Below are 16965 nucleotides of genomic sequence, written 5' to 3'. Positions count from 1 at the left end.
CGCCTGCCCTCAGCCGCCGTCGGTCAGCGCGAGCAGGCGATCGCGCACCTGACGCCGCAGCACCTTGCCGATGAGGGACTTCGGCAGCTCGTCCACGACGAAGATGCGTCGCGGGACCTTGTACGGCGTGAGGATGCCGCGCACCCACTCGCGCACCTCCTCCACGTCCAGCCGCTCGCCGGCGACGCCCACGACGGCGGCCACCACCTCCTCGCCGGACTGGTCGCTGGGGAGCCCGACGACGGCGGCGTCCTCGATCAGCGGATGCCGGCGCAGCGCATTCTCGACCTCGGTCGGCGCGACGTTGAAGCCCCCGGTGATGATCAGCTCCTTGATGCGGTCGACGATTCGGACGAACCCGTGCGGATCGATCTGCACGATGTCCCCGGTGCGGAACCAGCCGTCGACGAAGACCGCCTCGGTCTCTTCGGGCTTGCCGTAGTACCCGCCGAAGACCTGCGGGCCGCGCACGACGAGCTCGCCGCGCTCACCGGGCGGGACGTCCCGCGCGGGGTCGTCGGGATCCACCACGCGGCACTCGGTGCCCGGCAGGGGCAGGCCGACGGTCCCGGGCACGCGATGATCGGCCACCGGATTGGCCATCAGCACGGGGGAGCACTCGCTCAGCCCGTACCCCTCGACGAGGTAGCCGCCCGACGCGGCCTCGAAGGGGACGACCAGGTCGTGGGGGAGCGCCATGGCGCCCGAGATCGCGACCCGGGTGCCCGCCAGCGACACCCCCTGCTCGCGGGCGGCCTTCAGCAGGCGGTCGGCGATCGGGGGGACCAGAGGCAGGAACGTCGCCGGATGCCGCTTCGTGACGGCGAGCACCATGTCGGGGTCGAAGCGGGGAAAGAGCACGAGGCGTGCGCCCATGGACATGGCGAACGTGAGGCACAGCGTCAGGCCGTACGCGTGGAACATCGGCAGGACGGCGTAGACCACGCAGCCCTCGCCGCGTACGATGGCCGGCACCCATGCCCGCGCCTGCGCGGCGTTGGAGAGCAGATTGCGGTGCGTGAGGGCGGCGCCCTTGGGTGTCCCGGTGGTGCCGCTGGTGTACTGGATGAGGGCGAGATCGTCGGTCTGCGGGGCGGGATGCCCGGCGGCCAGCGGGGCGTGCCCCACCACTCGCTCCCACGGGACGGTGCCGCTCACCCGCTCGTGGAGCGCCCGCCGGGCCTCGCGCGCCCTGGCCACCGGCAGGCGCAGCGCCAGGCGGGTGCGCAGCGGCATCGCCCGGGTCACGTCCACCGAGACGATCGAGTGCACGGCGAGGTCGGCGGGGAAGTCCTGCACGACGGCGACGGTCTTGGACCACACGATGGCATGCCGTGCGCCGTGGTCCTCGAACTGCGTCCGCAGCTCCCGCGCGGTGTACAGCGGGTTGTGCTCGACGACCACGGCGCCCAGGCGCAGGATCGCGTAGAACGCCACGATGTGCTGCGGGCAGTTGGGCAGGACGATGGCCACGGGGTCGCCGGCTCGGACCCCGAGCTCGCGCAGTCCGGCCGCCGCACGCTCGATGTGCTCGTGGAGCTCGCGGTACGAGGTGGTCCGCCCGAAGAACTCCAGCGCAGGGGCGTCGGGGTAGTCCCGGGCGGAGTCGGCGACGATGTCCACCAGCGACCCGGTCACCGGGTCCAGATCGACGGGGACGCCCTCGGCGTAGCTGGCGGTCCAGGGACGCGGGGGATCGAACGCGGTCACGGCGCCAGCCTAACCACGGTCGGGGTCGCGCCGCGGTCGCTCGTAGGATGGAGGCGTGTCAGAAATCACCCCCGATCTCGTGCGCCATCTCGGCGTCCTCGCCAGGATCCAGCTGACCGACGAGGAGGTGCAGCGGCTGACCGGCCAGCTCGACGTCATCGTCGACAACATCGCCAAGGTCTCCGAGGTCGCCACCCCCGAGGTCCCCGCGACCAGCCACCCCATCGCGCTCAGCAACGTCTTCCGTCCCGACGCGGTGGGCGACCTCCTCACCACCGAGCAGGTCCTGCAGAACGCCCCCGATGCCGCTGACGGCCGCTTCCGCGTGACCGCGATCCTGGGCGAGGAGCAGTGAGCGCCGACATGACCGAACTGACACGGCTCGACGCCGCGCGCCTGGCCGAGCTGCTCGCCGCCGGCGAGGTCTCCAGCGTCGAGGCGACGCGCGCGCACCTGGACCGCATCGCCGCGGTGGACGGCGACGTCCACGCCTTCCTGCACGTCAGCGATCACGCGCTGGACGTCGCGGCCGACGTCGACCGTCGACGCGCGGCAGGCGAGGAGCTCGGCCCGGTGGCCGGCGTCCCGCTGGCGATCAAGGACGTGCTCGTCACCACCGACATGCCCTCCACCAGCGGATCGAGGATCCTCGAGGGCTACATGTCGCCCTTCGACGCCACCGTCGTCGCGCGCGCCCGCGCGGCAGGGCTCGTGCCGCTGGGCAAGACCAACATGGACGAGTTCGCGATGGGGTCCTCCACCGAGCATTCCGCGTACGGGCCGACCCGCAACCCGTGGGACCTCGACCGGATCCCCGGCGGCTCCGGCGGCGGCTCGGCCGCGGCGGTCGCGGCCTTCGAGGCGCCGCTCGCGCTCGGCTCCGACACGGGCGGCTCGATCCGCCAGCCCGCCCACGTCACCGGGACCGTCGGCGTCAAGCCCACCTACGGCGCGGTCAGCCGGTACGGCGCCATCGCCCTGGCCTCGAGCCTGGACCAGATCGGGCCTGTCACACGCACCGTGCTCGATGCCGGCATCCTGCACGATGTCATCGGCGGCCACGATCCGCACGACTCGACATCCCTCGAGGAGGATTGGCCCTCGTTCGCCGCGGCCGCCCGCGAGGGGGCACGGGGGGATGTCCTCAAGGGCCTGCGCGTGGGTGTCATCACCCAGCTGCCCGACAGCGGCTTCCAGCCCGGGGTCGCCGCGTCCTTCCGCCGGGCGCTCGCCCTCATGCAGGCTCAGGGTGCCGAGATCGTCGACGTCAGCGCGCCGAACTTCGAATACGGCGTCGCGGCGTACTACCTGATCCTCCCCGCCGAGGCGTCCAGCAACCTGGCGAAGTTCGACTCCGTCCGCTTCGGGCTGCGCGTGGACGTTCCCGGCGGCACCGTCGAGGACGTCATGGCCGCCACGCGTGAGGCGGGCTTCGGCGACGAGGTCAAGCGGCGCATCATCCTCGGCACGTACGCGCTGAGCGCCGGCTACTACGACGCGTATTACGGCTCCGCGCAGAAGGTGCGCACCCTCATCCAGCGCGACTTCGATCAGGCCTTCGCCGAGGTCGACGTCATCGCCACCCCCTCGGCGCCCACCACCGCGTTCCGCCTGGGGGAGCAGCTCGAGGACCCCATGCAGATGTACCTCAACGACGTCACGACGATCCCGGCCAACCTCGCCGGCGTCCCCGGCATCTCGATCCCGTCGGGGCTCGCGGACGAGGACGGACTGCCCGTGGGCATCCAGTTCCTCGCCCCTGCCCGCCAGGACGCGCGGCTGTACCGCGTGGGCGCCGCGCTCGAGGCGCTGCTCGTCGACTCGTGGGGCGGCGGTCTGCTCGACCGCGCCCCGGCACTGGGAGGGACCCGCTGATGGCCAAGCCCGCACTGATGGACTTCGACAAGGCCCTCGAGCTGTACGAGCCCGTGCTCGGCTTCGAGGTGCACGTCGAGCTGAACACCCGCACGAAGATGTTCTCGGCGGCGGCCAATCCCGCCCACGCGGACCACCACGGCGCGGAGCCGAACTCGCTGGTCGCCCCGGTGGACATGGGGCTCCCCGGGGCGCTGCCGGTGGTCAACGCCGACGCGGTCCGGTCCTCGATCAGCCTCGGCCTCGCCCTCGGCTGCTCCATCGCCCCGTCCAGCCGGTTCGCGCGGAAGAACTACTTCTACCCGGACCTGGGCAAGAACTACCAGATCTCGCAGTACGACGAGCCCATCGCCTTCGAGGGCAGCGTCGACGTAGAGCTGGCCGACGGCGAGATCGTCACCGTGCCGATCGAGCGCGCCCACATGGAGGAGGATGCCGGCAAGCTCACGCACGTCGGCGGCTCCACCGGCCGCATCCACGGCGCCGAGTACTCCCTCGTCGACTACAACCGGGCAGGCGTCCCGCTGGTCGAGATCGTCACCAAGCCCATCTTCGGCGCCGAGCACCGCGCCCCCGACGTGGCCAAGGCGTACGTCCAGACGATCCGCGACATCGTGATCTCGCTCGGGATCTCGGAGGCCCGCATGGAGCGCGGGAACCTTCGCTGCGACGCCAACGTGTCGCTGCGGCCCCGCACCGCGCCGGGGGAGCCTCCCGCTCCGCTGGGGACGCGGACCGAGACCAAGAACGTCAACTCCATGCGCTCGGTGGAGCGGGCCGTGCGCTACGAGATCCAGCGGCAGGCCGCGATCCTCGCCGCCGGCGGCGCGATCACGCAGGAGACCCGCCACTGGCACGAGGACACCGGGACGACCAGCCCCGGCCGCCCGAAGTCGGACGCGGACGACTACCGCTACTTCCCCGAGCCCGACCTGCTGCCGGTCGAGCCGACCGCCGAGCTGATCGAGGAGCTGCGCGCCGCCCTGCCGGAGCCGCCCGCCGCCCACCGGCGACGGCTGAGGACGGAGTGGGGCTTCGGCGACATCGACTTCCAGGGCATCGTCAACGGCGGCGTGCTCGCCGAGGTCGAGGCCACGATCGCCGCGGGCGCCGCCCCCGCCGCGGCGCGGAAGTGGTGGACGGGCGAGATCGCCCGCATCGCCAACGCCAGCGGCCGTGAGGCGTCGGATCTCGTCGATCCGGCCGATGTCGCCGCGCTCCAGGGCCTCGTCGATGCCGGGACGCTGAACGACAAGCTCGCCCGACAGGTGCTGGAGGGGGTCATCGCCGGCGAAGGCACCCCGCAGCAGGTCGTCGATGCGCGCGGGCTCGCGGTCGTCTCGGACGACGGGGCGCTGCTCGCGGCGATCGACGAGGCGCTGGCCTCCCAGCCCGATGTCCTGGCGAAGATCCGTGACGGCAAGGTGCAGGCCGCCGGTGCGGTCATCGGCGCGGTGATGAAGGCCATGAAGGGTCAGGCCGACGCGGCCCGCGTGCGCGAGCTCGTGCTGGAGCGCGCGACCGCCTAGGACGCCGGCCGCGCGGCCGCGGAAGGATCGGGGAGCATGGGACGCGGTGACGGGACGGGGCGCCTGGCCTCGCCCGCGGATGCCGACGACACCGGCGCCGGCATCCTGCATGTCGACATGGACGCGTTCTATGCGTCGGTGGAGGTCCTGGACGATCCGAGCCTGCGCGGCAGGCCCGTCGTGGTCGGTGCGCCGGAGGGTCGCTCGGTCGTCTCGAGCGCCTCGTACGAGGCCCGGCGCTTCGGCGTGCGCTCGGCCATGCCGGTGGCCCACGCCCTGCGGCTGTGCCCGGCGGCGGTCGTGGTGCGGCCGAACTTCCCCCGCTACGTCGAGCTCTCCCGCGCCGTGATGGGCATCTTCCGCGATGTCACGCCGCTGGTCGAGCCGCTCTCGATCGACGAGGCGTTCCTGGACGTGCGCGGCGTCCGCCGGCTGTGGGGACCGCCCGGGGCGATCGCCCGGAGCCTGCGGCAGCGCGTCCGCGACGAGACCGGGCTCACCTGCTCGGTCGGCGCGGCGGCGACCAAGCACGTGGCGAAGATGGCCTCGACCCTGAGCAAGCCCGACGGGCTGCTGATCGTGCCCGAGTCGGCGACGGCGGCCTTCCTCGCGCCGCGCTCGGTGCGGGCGCTGTGGGGCGTGGGGCCGAAGGCGGCCGAGTCGCTCGAGGCCCGCGGCATCCGCACCGTGGCCGACGTCATCGACACCCCGCGGGCCGTCCTGGACAAGGCGCTCGGCCCGGCCATGGGCGGGCGCGTGGCAGAGCTCGCGCGCGGCGTGGACCCCCGAGAGGTCGAGACCTCGCGCGTGGAGAAGAGCGTCGGGCACGAAGAGACCTTCGACCAGGACGTCACGGATGCCGCGGTGCTCCGCTCCGAACTGCGCCGGCTGGCCGACCGCGTGGGGGCGCGCCTGCGCGCGGGCGGCTGGCAGGCGGGCGCCGTCGCGCTGAAGATCCGCTGGGACGACTTCACCACGGTCTCGAGGTCCACATCGCTGGCCGAGCCCACCGCGGTGGGCCAGCGGATCGGGGACGTCGCGCTGGAGCTTCTCGACGCGCTGGGCGCCCACCCTCCTGTCCGCCTCATCGGAGTCCGCGCCGAGCGGCTGCATGCCGCCGGCGCATCGCAGCTCGGGCTGTGGGACGACGATGCGGAATGGCGGAGCATCGAGGACGCCGTCGACGACGTGGCAGCGCGCTTCGGGGCCGGCGCGGTCACCCGCGCCGGACTGCTCGGGCGCGACCGAGGCGGAGGGACGCTCCCGTCCCACCCGCGTCCCCCGCAGGGGTAGCGTGGAGCCCATGCCCAACATCGCATTGGAACTCGCCAAGCAGTCCGCCGCTCTCGGCGTCGGCCACGCCTACGGCGAACAGCAGGACGTCGACGGGATCCGCTTCATCCCCGTCGCGCTGACCTGGACGGGCTTCGGCGGGGGATCCGACGAGGCCGGAAACGGCGGAGGCGGCGGCGGGGGCTGCACCTTCCCGGTCGGCGCTTACGTGCGCCGCGGCGACGACCTGCGCTTCGAGCCGAACCTCGTGTCGCTGCTCGCCGTCGCGATCCCGTTCGCCTGGGTCGCCGGGCGAGCGCTCAGCCGTGTCATCCGCGCTCTCAAGAAGTAGCACGGATGCCGTCGCGCGGGCGCTCCAGGCAGCGACCCGCGAGGTGACCCAGGCCGTCGCCGGGGTGGCCGCGGCCAACCCCGTGGTGCTCATCGACGGGCGAAGCGGTGCCGGCAAGTCCTCGCTGGCGGACCGGATCGTCGAATCCTGGCCCGGTCGCGGACGCGTGCAGCGCGTGGCGCTGGACTCCCTGTACCCGGGATGGGACGGCCTGCCCGAGGGAGTCGGACTCGCGCGCGACTGCATCCTGATGCCGCACGCACGCGGCGTCGTCGGGGTCTGGCAGCGATGGGACTGGGACCGGCAGGCGCCGGCGGAGGCCCACGCGGTGGACCCGTCCCTGCCGCTCATCGTCGAGGGCTCGGGCATCCTCACCGAGGCGACGGCGCGCCTGGCCGATGTGCGGGTGTGGCTGGAGTCGCCGGCGGACTCCCGGCGACGTCGCGCCCTGGCGCGGGACGGCGAGGCGTACCGGCCCCACTGGGAGCGCTGGGCCGGTCAGGAGCAGGCCCACCTCGACGAGGACGATCCCGTGCGCTTCGCCACCCACGTCTTCGCCGTTCCGTGACGTCGCGGCCGGGCGCTCACGCGTCCTCGTCGAGCGCCCGCACCAGCACGTCGAGCCGGTAGGCCAGCCATTCGTAGACGCCGAAGCGCGCATCGTCGCCGTCGGCGGCGGAGTGGGATCCGCCTTGGTCGGGGGTTTCGTCGACGCCCAGGCGCACTGCCAGGACCAGGCGGAGCGCGGCGAGGGTGCGCAGCCACGCGGCCGCCTCGGGCCGGGACAGCGTCAGCGGCACCTGCTCGGCCGGATCGGCGTCGGGGGTCCGCGGGCCCACCTGCTCGTCGATGGTCCGCACCACCTCTGCCGCGTCGGCGGAGCGGCGCCCGAGCAGATCCCCGGCGGTGACGCGACGGAACTCCGCGGAGGACTCCGCATCCTCGGGGTAGGCGTCGGGGGTGAGCCGGCGCAGCGCCGGGTCGGCGACCGCGCCGTCGTCGACCAGATCGCGGAGCTGCTCGGCGAGCACGCGCAGGTGCACCGCCTCGCCGAGGGACAGCGGCATGGTCGCCTCGGGGCCGGTCATGCCGGCGCCCGCCGCACCGTCGCCCACAGCCCGAAGTCGTGCATCGCCTGCGCGTGGAGCTCCATCTGCTCGCGCGCGCCCTCTGCCACGACGGCGTGCCCGTGGTGGTGCACCGCGAGCATGAGCGCCTCGGCGCGGGGACGGGGGAGCCCGAAGTACGTCTGGAACACGTGGGTGACGTAGCTCATGAGGTTCACCGGATCGTCCCACACGACCGTCTGCCACGGCCCGGCGATCCGGGCGGCGAGGTCGGCGTCGGTCCGCTCCTCGATGAGGGGCGCTGTCGGTGTCATGCCCACCCCAGCTCGTGCAGGCGATCGTCGTCGATGCCGTAGAAGTGCGCGATCTCGTGGACGAGGGTCGTGTGGATCTCGTCGCGCAGAGCCTGCTCGTCGTCGCATGCCGCCAGATGCGGTTCGCGGTACACGATGATGCGATCGGGCAGCTCCGCCGCCGATCCGTATCGCGTGCGCTCGGTCAGCGACCACCCGTCGTACAGGCCGAGCAGGTCGAGGCTGCCGTCCTCGGGACGGTCCTCCACGACGAACACGACGTTGTCGAGCCCCGCCACCATCTCGTCCGGCAGCGCGTCCAGCTCGTCGACGACGAGCCGCTCGAACGTCTCGGCATCCATGTCACGCATTGGGGTGAGTAACGGGACTTGAACCCGCGACCCCCTGGACCACAACCAGGTGCTCTACCAACTGAGCTATACCCACCATGTCTCCCACTCGCGTGGGCAACCACACGATTCTCTCATACCTCCGAGGCGAATGACGACACGACGGAGGCGGCCGCCGCGCGGGCGCCATCGCTGGTGGGGCCGGGTTCGGGGACGAAGACGGCCTGCCGGTAGTACGCCAGTTCGCGGATGGATTCGAGGATGTCGGCGAGCGCCCGGTGGCCGCCGTCCTTCGCGGGAGCGTGGATGTACGCACGCGGGTACCAGCGCCGGGAGAGCTCCTTGATGCTGGACACGTCGACGTTGCGGTAGTGCAGCCACCGGTCCACGCGCGGCATGTACTTCGCGAGGAACATGCGATCGGTGCCGATGGTGTTGCCCGCCAGCGGCGCCTTGCCCTCGAGGGGCACGAAGCGCTGGATGTACTCGAGGACCTGGAACTCGGCGTCGGCCACGGTCACGCCGTGCGGGATCTCGTCGAGCAGTCCCGACGAGGCATGCATCTTCGTGACGAAGTCGTTCATGTGCTCGAGCGCCGAGGCGTCGGGCTTGATCACGATCTGGAATCCCGCATCCAGCGGGCGCAGCTCGAAATCGGTCACGACGACCGCGATCTCGACCAGCTCGTCGACGGCCAGGTCGAGGCCCGTCATCTCGCAGTCGATCCAGACCAGACGATCGTTGCCGGACGCCCCCACCATGGGGTCCATCCTAGCCACGGGCGCGGACACGCGAGGCGGGAGCCCCCCAGAGGTGATTCGAACACCTGACCGGCGGATTAGAAGGCCGCTGCTCTATCCACTGAGCTACTGGGGGTCGGCCCCAGATTACCTGCTCCTTCTGCCGGCCCGAGGCTTCCCCTGGGCGCGGCCCGGGCGTAGCGTTCAGGAAGGAGCATCGGAAGGAGTCCTCTCATGAGCACTGCAGAGACGCACCACGCCCTGTGGGTGGCCTACGGCGCCTCGGGGGTCGTCGGCACGATCCGCAAAGGGGAAGACGGCTACACCGTCACCATGGCCGGCGCCGACGAGGCGGCCGGCACGTACCCGACCATGGAGGTCGCCAAGGGGGCGCTGCACTCCCACATGACGCCGGGGAGCGACTGGCCGCAGTTCCGCGAGCACTGACGCCCACGCCAGGGCGGCGGCGGGCCGGCGCACCCCCTCCGGTCCGTCGTCCAGGCGCCCGGCTCAGCGAGCCGGCGCGGGAAGGCGCGATCCGGCGGGCTCGCCCGAGCGGGTCCTCCGGGTGTCCAGCAGCGGCAGGGCCATGTGCACGAGCGGTCCGATGAGCAGGGCGAACAGGACCGTGCCGATCCCGACGGTTCCGCCGAGCACCCAGCCGATCGCGAGGACGGTCAGTTCGACACCGGCGCGGCACGCCCACACAGGCCACCCGAATCGAGCGTGCAGGCCCGTCATGAGGCCGTCCCGCGGGCCGGGTCCGAAGCGCGCGCCGATGTAGAGGCCCGACGCGACGGCCACCGCGACGATGCCGCCCAGCAGCATCCCGAGCTGCGCCCACAGCCCGTCGACCGCCGGCAGCGCATCCAGGACGAGCTGCATCACCGTGCCGACGACGAGGATGTTCGCCACGGTTCCCGCACCGGGCTTCTGCCGCAGAGGGATCCACAGCAGCAGGACCAGCAGGCCCAGCAGGTTGGTGACCCAGCCGATCCCGACGCCGGTCTGCAGCGCCACGCCCTCGGCCAGCACGGTCCACGGGTCCACCCCGAGACCGGCGCGCACCGTGAGGGCGCAGCCGGCGCCGTACAGGGCGAGGCCGACGATCAGCTGGACGATTCTGCGGGGCATGGATTCATTCAAACGCACGATTGGCATCCAACGCAGATGCCAATCGCGCTACGGTGGCCTGGTGGACTCGAGAATCTCGGCGCGTGCGCTGGCGACGGCGCTGGGCGGCTGGCGCACGCGCGAGCCCGCCTACGAGGCGCTGGCCGACGGCATCCGCCTGCTCTGCGTCGACAACCGCATCCCCGCCCGGACGACCCTGCCCGCCGAGCGCGAACTCGCCGCGGCGCTGCAGGTGAGCCGCACGACGGTGGCGGCGGCGTATGCGAGCCTGCGGGCCACGTCGCACATCAGCAGCGTGCGAGGCAGCGGCAGTGTGAGCCTGCCGCTGCCGCGCCGGTCGCTCGCGCAGGTGCCCGCGGCGGGCGACGCCATCGATCTGCAGCAGGCGAGTCCGCCGGCGTGGCCGGGCCTGGTGGGGGTGATCGCCGAGGTCGCCGGCACGGCGGCATCCATCGTCGCGCGGGCCGGCTACGACGTCGTGGGCGACGCCGGGCTGCGTGCCCTCATCGCCGACCGGTACACCGCGTCGGGAGTGGCCACGACCGCCGAGAACATCCTGGTCACCACGGGTGCGCAGAGCGCCATCCATCTGCTGGCGACCGTGCTGGTGGGGCGGGGGGACCGGGTGATCGTCGAGACGCCGACCTACCCGCACGCCGCGGAGGCGCTTCGACGGGCCGGGGGGCGGCTGGTCGGCGTCCCGGTCACGCCCGACGACGGATGGGACCTCGACCGCGCCGAGCAGGCCTTCGCGCGCACGATGCCGGTGATGGCGTATCTGATGCCGGACTTCCAGAATCCCACCGGCCGGTCGATGTCGGCCCGCGAGCGGACGACGCTGCGGGCCGTCGCGGACCGGGCCGGCACGGTGCTGGTCGTCGACGAGACCACCGCCCAGCTCGCCATCGACCGGCCCGCCGCCGTCGCGGGGGACGCGTTCGGCGACCGCGTCGTGCGCATCGGATCCCTCGGCAAGACGGTGTGGGGAGGCCTGCGCGTGGGCTGGATCCGTGCGGACGTGGATCTCATCCGCCGGCTCATCGCCGCCCGCCCCGCACACGAGCTGGGCACGGCGGAGTTCGAGCAGGCCGTCGCGCGAACGCTGCTGCCGCGGTTCGACGCGATCGTGGCGCAGCGCTCGGACTTCCTGCGAGCGGGCCGCGATGCCCTGACGGGAGCCCTGCGCGAGGCGCTGCCGGAGTGGCGCATCCCGGACGTCGACGGCGGCGTGTCGCTGTGGGTGGAGCTGGATGCGCCGCTGAGCACCGCCCTGGTCATGGACGTCCGCGCACGGGGCCTGCTGCTGTCGGCCGGGCCGCGGTTCGCCGTGGACGGCGGGCACGAGCGTCGCCTGCGGCTGCCGTTCACCGCGCCCGTCGCGGACCTCCACCACGCCGCGGGCATCCTGGCCGAGGCCTGGCCCCGCGTACGGCAGGCCGCGCCGGCCGGTGCCCTGGCGACCTTCGAGCCGGTGATCTGACGCGGCGGGATGCCGGGTTCCGCCGCCACCTCTCCTCCCCAGCCCACGGGCCCGGGGCCGTCATCCACAGAAGCGCCGGCGGACCGGCGCGAGCGGCGCGCGCGGCGCACTCTGGACGGGCGCCGGTGCCCGGTGGACCCGAACCGGGCGCCGGCGCGGCCGGGGGGAGCCTCCGGCGAGTGAGCGAAAGGACGCGAGCATGACCGACACCATCACCCTCATCGGGAACGTGGCCACCGACCCGGTGCTGAAGACCCTCCCCGGCGGCGCGGCCGTCGCGGAGTTCCGCCTGGCGACCACTCACCGCCGCTACGACGGCTCGTCGGGGGCGTGGGTGGACGCGGGCACGAACTTCTACACCGTCTCGGCCTACCGGCGCCTCGGCGAGCACGCCGCCGCATCGCTCCACCGCGGGGAGCGGGTCATCGTCAGCGGCAGGCTGAAGGTGCGGCAGTGGGAGACGGACACCGCCCGCGGCACGTCCGTCGACATCGACGCCGAGGGCCTCGGCCACGACCTGATGTGGGGAGTCAGCGCCTTCACGAAGTCGGACCGGTCCGGCGACCCGGGGGGCGCGGGCGGGCCGCTCGCCGCATCGTGGGCGGTGCCGGGCGCCGACCCCGCCGTCCCCGACTGGCCGGCCACCGCCGTGCCCGCGTCCGAGGACGCCGCGGCCGTGTCCGCCGGATCGGCCGCGCCGTCTGCCGAACCCGCGGCGGTGCCCTTCTGAGCCGCGGGGGATCGGGGCGGGATGCGTAGAATCGGCGCGTGCCCCGATCCCCGCTGCATCCGCCCGTGACGGCGGTGAGTGGCCGAAGGGCCGGGGCGCTGGCCGCGGTCGTCCTCTGCGCGTGCCTCGCGAGCGGCTGCGCCCCCGAGGCCCCGCCCGTCATCGCGACGAGCACCCCCGCGGCCCCCACGGGCGCGTCCACGCCCACGGCGACACCCGCACCGTCGGCCACCGTCGACCCCGAGGCCTCTGCGGCCGAGAACCTGCCGGTGTTCTCGTCGATCGTCGCCGCCGTCTGGGAGGGCAGCCGGCGCGCGTCCGGCCGCGCGTACATCGACGCACTGGCCGAGGCCGGGTTCGACAAGTCTGCGATGGAGGTCACCCCGGACGCGTCGACGGTCGGCAACCCCGCCGAGAGCATCCAGTTCTCGGTGCGCTGGGGTCAGGAGTGCCTCGTCGGGCAGGTCGGACCCGCGACGGGCGAGCCGGTCGCCGTCGTCGCGCCGGTCCTCGACGCCGGGCGCTGTCTCGTCGGGGACACCCGCCCGATCGACTGGTGACGCCGGCAACCGGGCCCGGCTCCCGGCGGCGACGCGCACGCGGCCGGGTAGGCTGGGGGGCTGACGTTGTCGGAGCCCAAGGAAAGCGAACACCCGCACATGGCTGAGTACATCTACTCGATGGTCCGCGCTCGGAAGGCGGTCGGCGACAAGCTGATCCTGGACGACGTCACCATGGCGTTCCTGCCCGGCGCCAAGATCGGCATGGTCGGTCCCAACGGCGCCGGCAAGTCGACGATCCTCAAGATCATGGCGGGACTGGACACGCCGTCCAACGGCGAGGCCAAGCTCAGCCCGGGCTTCAGCGTCGGCATCCTGATGCAGGAGCCGGAGCTCGACGAGTCCAAGACCGTGCTGGAGAACATCCAGGACGGCATCGCCATCAAGGCCAAGCTCGATCGCTTCAACGAGATCTCGGCCCTCATGAGCGACCCCGACGCCGACTTCGACGCGCTGCTGGCCGAGATGGGCACCCTGCAGGAGGAGATCGACGCCGCCGACGCGTGGGACCTCGACTCGCAGCTGGAGCAGGCGATGGACGCCCTGCGCACTCCGCCGGGCGATGCCGAGATCGGTCCGCTGTCGGGCGGCGAGAAGCGCCGCGTGGCGCTGACCAAGCTCCTGCTGCAGAAGCCCGATCTGCTGCTGCTGGACGAGCCGACCAACCACCTCGACGCCGAGAGCGTGCTGTGGCTCGAGCAGCACCTGCAGAAGTACCCCGGCGCCGTGATCGCCATCACCCACGACCGGTACTTCCTCGACAACGTCGCGGAGTGGATCGCCGAGGTCGACCGCGGCCGTCTCATCGGCTACGAGGGCAACTACTCGACCTATCTCGAGAAGAAGGCCGAGCGTCTGGCGATCCAGGGCAAGAAGGACGCCAAGCTCGCCAAGCGCCTGGCCGAGGAGCTGGAGTGGGTGCGCTCCAACGCCAAGGGGCGCCAGGCCAAGTCCAAGGCGCGCCTGGCCCGCTACGAGGAGATGGCAGCCGAGGCCGACCGCACGCGCAAGCTCGACTTCGAGGAGATCACCATCCCGCCCGGGCCGCGCCTGGGAAGCGTCGTGATCGAGGCCAAGAAGCTCAAGAAGGGCTTCGGCGACCGCTCGCTCATCGACGGACTGAGCTTCAGCCTGCCCCCCAACGGCATCGTCGGGGTCATCGGCCCCAACGGCGTCGGCAAGACCACGCTGTTCAAGACCATCGTCGGCCTCGAGCCGCTCGACGGCGGCGACCTGAAGATCGGCGAGACGGTCAAGATCAGCTATGTCGACCAGTCGCGCGCCAGCATCGACCCCAACAAGACGCTGTGGGAGGTCGTGTCCGACGGCCTGGACATCATCACCGTCGGCAAGACCGAGATCCCCTCGCGCGCCTACGTGTCGAAGTTCGGCTTCAAGGGCCCGGATCAGCAGAAGAAGGCCGGGGTGCTGTCCGGCGGCGAGCGGAACCGGCTGAACCTCGCCCTGACGCTCAAGGAGGGCGGCAACCTGCTGCTGCTGGACGAGCCGACCAACGACCTGGATGTCGAGACCCTGCAGTCCCTCGAGAACGCTCTGCTGGAGTTCCCCGGGTGCGCCGTGGTCATCACCCACGACCGCTGGTTCCTCGACCGCATCGCCACGCACATCCTGGCCTACGAGGGCACCGAGGACGACCCCGACAACTGGTACTGGTTCGAGGGCAACTTCGAGGCGTACGAGCAGAACAAGATCGAGCGCCTCGGCGCGGACGCCGCCTCGCCCCACCGCTCGACCTACCGCAAGCTCACGCGTGACTGAGTCCGCGCCCGGTCGTCGCCTGCACATCCCGATCCACCTGCGGTGGGGGGATCTGGACGCCTTCAACCACGTCAACAACACCGCCATGCTCAAGCTCCTCGAAGAGGCGCGCGTGCGGGCGTTCTGGCTGCCCGGACCGGGGGAGCAGGCGCCGCCCACGGCGATCCTGGAATCCGGCATCCACAGCGGCGTGCTCACCCTCATCGCCCGGCAGGAGATCGAGTACCGCGCCCCCGTGCCGTACCAGCGCGACCCGCTGGACGTGCGGCTGTGGTTCGGCAAGCTCGGCGGGTCCAGCATCGAGGTCTGCTACGAGGTGTTCAGCCCGGCCGGCGAGGGCCGGAGCCAGACCCTCTACGCGCGGGCGACGACCGTCGTGGTCAAGGTCGACGCCGAGTCCGGGCGACCGCTGCGCCTCTCCGACGCCGAGCGGGCGGCGTGGGAGCCGTTCACCGGCCCGGCGATCGCCTACGCCCACCGCGCCTGACGCCGGGTCTCACTGCGCAGGCTGATCCGGCACCCGCACCATGATCTCCTGCGCGACGCTGGCCAGCAGCGTGCCGTCGTGCGCGAAGATCCGGCCCGTGGCCAGTCCCCGCCCGCCGCGCGCGCTCGGGGACTCCTGGGCGTACAGCATCCACTCGTCGGCGCGACCGAACCGGTGCCACCACATCGCGTGGTCGAGGCTCGCGACCTTCAGGCCCGGCGTCGCCCACGAGATGCCGTGCGCCCGCAGGATGGACTCCTGGATCGTCAGGTCGCTCAGATAGGCGAGGGCGGCGCGGTGGACCGCCGGGTCGTCGCCGATCCGCCGCCTGACCCGCACCCAGACCGCCTGGTGCGGCTTCGGCTCGGGGTCGGCGCTCAGGTAGATCGGCGAGGGGATGTGGCGCAGGTCGATGGGCCGGTCGGTGAACAGCCGCTTGGACATCGGATGCAGCCCCTGCAGGTGCGCCTCGATGTCGGGCAGGTCGTCCGGCTGCGGGATGCCGGGGGGCATGCCCGTCTGATGGTCGACACCGCCGCCGGCGTCCTGGAACGACGCGATCATCGAGAAGATCGGCACGCCGTCCTGGAAGGCCTGGGTCCGCCGGGTCGAGAAGGACCGGCCGTCGTGGATGCGGTCGACCGAGAACGTGATCCCCTTCGCCGAGTCGCCCGGCCGAAGGAAGTAGCCGTGCATCGAATGGACCACGCGGGTGTCGGGGAGGGTGCGCGCGGCGGCGACCATGGCCTGGGCCAGCACCTGCCCCCCGAAGACCCGTCCGAGCGGCATCGACTGCGACACCCCGGTGAAGATGTCCTCGGTGGTGCGGGCGTCCGAGCCGGCGAGATCCAGCACCGCGAGCATCGAGGCCACGGGGTCCCGGTCCGCGGCGGCGGGGGAGTCGGTGTCAGCCATCGCTGGGTAGTCTAGGGCGGATGTCCCCCCGACTCGTCTTCCCCGATTCCCGCAGCGCCGCCGACGTCCTCACCTACTGCGCGCGGACCTCGTCGCTCGGGGACGGCGCGGTGCGACTGCGGGCCGCCGCCGGCGTCCTGGCGATCAGCTCCGCCCCGCTCGCCCCGCGCGGCCTGTTCGACGCGACCCCGACGATCCTCGGCATGCGGACGGTCGCGATCGACCCCGAGCTGGAATGCGACCTCGTCGTGCCGGCATCCGCCCTCGTCGCCGCCGCGGACGACGACACCGCGCTCGTCCTTCCCGAGACGGCGGTCACCGCGTCATGGGCCGGCGTCTCGCCGCCGCGGGCGGGCTGGACCGAGTCGGCCGGCCTCGCCGCGTCGACCCTCGCGGCACGCGCGCAGTGGGGCATCGCGGCGGTCGCCGAGGCGATGCCGCAGAACCCGGGTGAAGACGTCGTCCGCTCGGTGCGGGCCTCGGTGTGGGGCGTGGCGGACGAGGCGCTGGGCGGGCTGCCGCTCGGCGTCGCCTTCGCGGCCTTCGCGCTGGGCTTCGTCGCGGGCGAGGAGGAGGCGCGGGTACGTGTCGCCCCGGCGTGGACGCGGGTGAGCCTGCACCGCGGGCACGTCCTGGTCCGCGGGCCTGTGCGGACCGGGCTCACCGCGGTCCGTCCCACCGGCGCCGCCTGA

The 16965-nt window shown here is 72.5% G+C and carries 20 protein-coding genes and 2 tRNA genes; 13 read left to right on the top strand and 9 right to left on the bottom strand.

Annotated features, from left to right (window positions below; translation table 11 throughout):
- Positions 1-9 precede the first annotated feature (9 nt).
- Positions 10-1710: a long-chain-fatty-acid--CoA ligase gene (locus ACYVF4_RS01560; RefSeq protein ID WP_460719063.1), complete on the bottom strand. Its 1701-nt coding sequence runs from the start codon at positions 1708-1710 to the stop codon at positions 10-12.
- Between the two features lie 55 nt (positions 1711-1765).
- On the opposite strand from ACYVF4_RS01560, the gene gatC reads away from it, so the two are divergent.
- From gatC to ACYVF4_RS01530, 6 genes are read left to right on the top strand one after another with little or no spacing between them, the layout of a single operon-like run.
- Positions 1766-2065: an Asp-tRNA(Asn)/Glu-tRNA(Gln) amidotransferase subunit GatC gene (gene gatC / locus ACYVF4_RS01555; protein WP_460719061.1), complete on the top strand. Its 300-nt coding sequence runs from the start codon at positions 1766-1768 to the stop codon at positions 2063-2065.
- Positions 2066-2073: 8 nt separating this feature from the next.
- Positions 2074-3585: an Asp-tRNA(Asn)/Glu-tRNA(Gln) amidotransferase subunit GatA gene (gene gatA / locus ACYVF4_RS01550; RefSeq protein ID WP_460719059.1), complete on the top strand. Its 1512-nt coding sequence runs from the start codon at positions 2074-2076 to the stop codon at positions 3583-3585.
- Positions 3585-5114, top strand: coding sequence for an Asp-tRNA(Asn)/Glu-tRNA(Gln) amidotransferase subunit GatB (gene gatB, locus ACYVF4_RS01545; protein ID WP_460719057.1), 1530 nt, complete (start codon positions 3585-3587; stop codon positions 5112-5114). Before gatA ends, gatB begins: the two co-directional genes overlap by 1 nt.
- A gap of 36 nt (positions 5115-5150) precedes the next feature.
- Positions 5151-6407, top strand: coding sequence for a DNA polymerase IV (dinB, locus tag ACYVF4_RS01540; protein WP_460719055.1), 1257 nt, complete (start codon positions 5151-5153; stop codon positions 6405-6407).
- 10 nt (positions 6408-6417) lie between these two features.
- The gene (locus ACYVF4_RS01535) at positions 6418-6738 is read left to right on the top strand and encodes a hypothetical protein (RefSeq protein WP_460719053.1); all 321 of its coding nucleotides are present in this window, start codon (positions 6418-6420) and stop codon (positions 6736-6738) included.
- Positions 6713-7306, top strand: coding sequence for a nucleoside/nucleotide kinase family protein (locus tag ACYVF4_RS01530; protein WP_460719051.1), 594 nt, complete (start codon positions 6713-6715; stop codon positions 7304-7306). Before ACYVF4_RS01535 ends, ACYVF4_RS01530 begins: the two co-directional genes overlap by 26 nt.
- A gap of 16 nt (positions 7307-7322) precedes the next feature.
- Here the strand turns inward: ACYVF4_RS01530 and ACYVF4_RS01525 are convergent, their stop codons facing one another.
- The 6 genes from ACYVF4_RS01525 to ACYVF4_RS01500 all read right to left on the bottom strand — a co-directional run bounded on the left by ACYVF4_RS01525 (position 7323) and on the right by ACYVF4_RS01500 (position 9324).
- Positions 7323-7826: a DUF2017 family protein gene (locus ACYVF4_RS01525; RefSeq protein WP_460719049.1), complete on the bottom strand. Its 504-nt coding sequence runs from the start codon at positions 7824-7826 to the stop codon at positions 7323-7325.
- Positions 7823-8119, bottom strand: a complete 297-nt coding sequence (clpS, locus tag ACYVF4_RS01520; RefSeq protein WP_460719047.1) for an ATP-dependent Clp protease adapter ClpS — start codon at positions 8117-8119, stop codon at positions 7823-7825. The genes ACYVF4_RS01525 and clpS overlap by 4 nt, the downstream gene beginning before the upstream one ends.
- On the bottom strand, positions 8116-8469 hold the full coding sequence (locus ACYVF4_RS01515; protein ID WP_460719045.1) for a metallopeptidase family protein: 354 nt from the start codon (positions 8467-8469) through the stop codon (positions 8116-8118). Before ACYVF4_RS01515 ends, clpS begins: the two co-directional genes overlap by 4 nt.
- Positions 8470-8545, bottom strand: a tRNA-His gene (locus tag ACYVF4_RS01510).
- 37 nt (positions 8546-8582) lie between these two features.
- A complete protein-coding gene (orn, locus tag ACYVF4_RS01505; protein ID WP_460719043.1) occupies positions 8583-9209 on the bottom strand; it encodes an oligoribonuclease in 627 nt (208 codons plus the stop codon).
- Between the two features lie 42 nt (positions 9210-9251).
- Positions 9252-9324 (bottom strand) — tRNA-Arg (locus tag ACYVF4_RS01500).
- 98 nt (positions 9325-9422) lie between these two features.
- Between ACYVF4_RS01500 and ACYVF4_RS01495 the strand changes: the two genes are divergently transcribed.
- A complete protein-coding gene (locus tag ACYVF4_RS01495) occupies positions 9423-9635 on the top strand; it encodes a methyltransferase (protein WP_460719041.1) in 213 nt (70 codons plus the stop codon).
- A gap of 63 nt (positions 9636-9698) precedes the next feature.
- Here the strand turns inward: ACYVF4_RS01495 and yczE are convergent, their stop codons facing one another.
- A complete protein-coding gene (gene yczE, locus ACYVF4_RS01490; RefSeq protein WP_460719038.1) occupies positions 9699-10322 on the bottom strand; it encodes a membrane protein YczE in 624 nt (207 codons plus the stop codon).
- Between the two features lie 61 nt (positions 10323-10383).
- Between yczE and yczR the strand changes: the two genes are divergently transcribed.
- From yczR to ACYVF4_RS01465, 5 genes are all read left to right on the top strand, one after another.
- Complete coding sequence (gene yczR / locus ACYVF4_RS01485; RefSeq protein ID WP_460719036.1) at positions 10384-11802, top strand: MocR-like transcription factor YczR; 1419 nt, start codon at positions 10384-10386, stop codon at positions 11800-11802.
- A gap of 199 nt (positions 11803-12001) precedes the next feature.
- The gene (gene ssb, locus ACYVF4_RS01480; protein WP_460719034.1) at positions 12002-12532 is read left to right on the top strand and encodes a single-stranded DNA-binding protein; all 531 of its coding nucleotides are present in this window, start codon (positions 12002-12004) and stop codon (positions 12530-12532) included.
- 38 nt (positions 12533-12570) lie between these two features.
- Entirely contained in the window at positions 12571-13092 is a 522-nt protein-coding gene (locus ACYVF4_RS01475) for a DUF6993 domain-containing protein (RefSeq protein WP_460719032.1), read from the top strand.
- A gap of 99 nt (positions 13093-13191) precedes the next feature.
- Entirely contained in the window at positions 13192-14871 is a 1680-nt protein-coding gene (gene ettA / locus ACYVF4_RS01470; RefSeq protein ID WP_460719030.1) for an energy-dependent translational throttle protein EttA, read from the top strand.
- Positions 14864-15358, top strand: coding sequence for an acyl-CoA thioesterase (locus ACYVF4_RS01465; RefSeq protein WP_460719028.1), 495 nt, complete (start codon positions 14864-14866; stop codon positions 15356-15358). Before ettA ends, ACYVF4_RS01465 begins: the two co-directional genes overlap by 8 nt.
- A gap of 9 nt (positions 15359-15367) precedes the next feature.
- Here the strand turns inward: ACYVF4_RS01465 and ACYVF4_RS01460 are convergent, their stop codons facing one another.
- Positions 15368-16273, bottom strand: a complete 906-nt coding sequence (locus tag ACYVF4_RS01460) for an acyl-CoA thioesterase (protein ID WP_460719026.1) — start codon at positions 16271-16273, stop codon at positions 15368-15370.
- Between the two features lie 20 nt (positions 16274-16293).
- Here ACYVF4_RS01460 and ACYVF4_RS01455 point away from each other — a divergent pair, with 20 nt between their 5' ends.
- Positions 16294-16965, top strand: a complete 672-nt coding sequence (locus tag ACYVF4_RS01455) for a hypothetical protein (RefSeq protein WP_460719024.1) — start codon at positions 16294-16296, stop codon at positions 16963-16965.

Source organism: Microbacterium aureliae (assembly GCF_054780155.1).
Note: the sequence above shows the minus strand (reverse complement) of the source record. Positions and strands in the feature narration are given on the sequence as shown.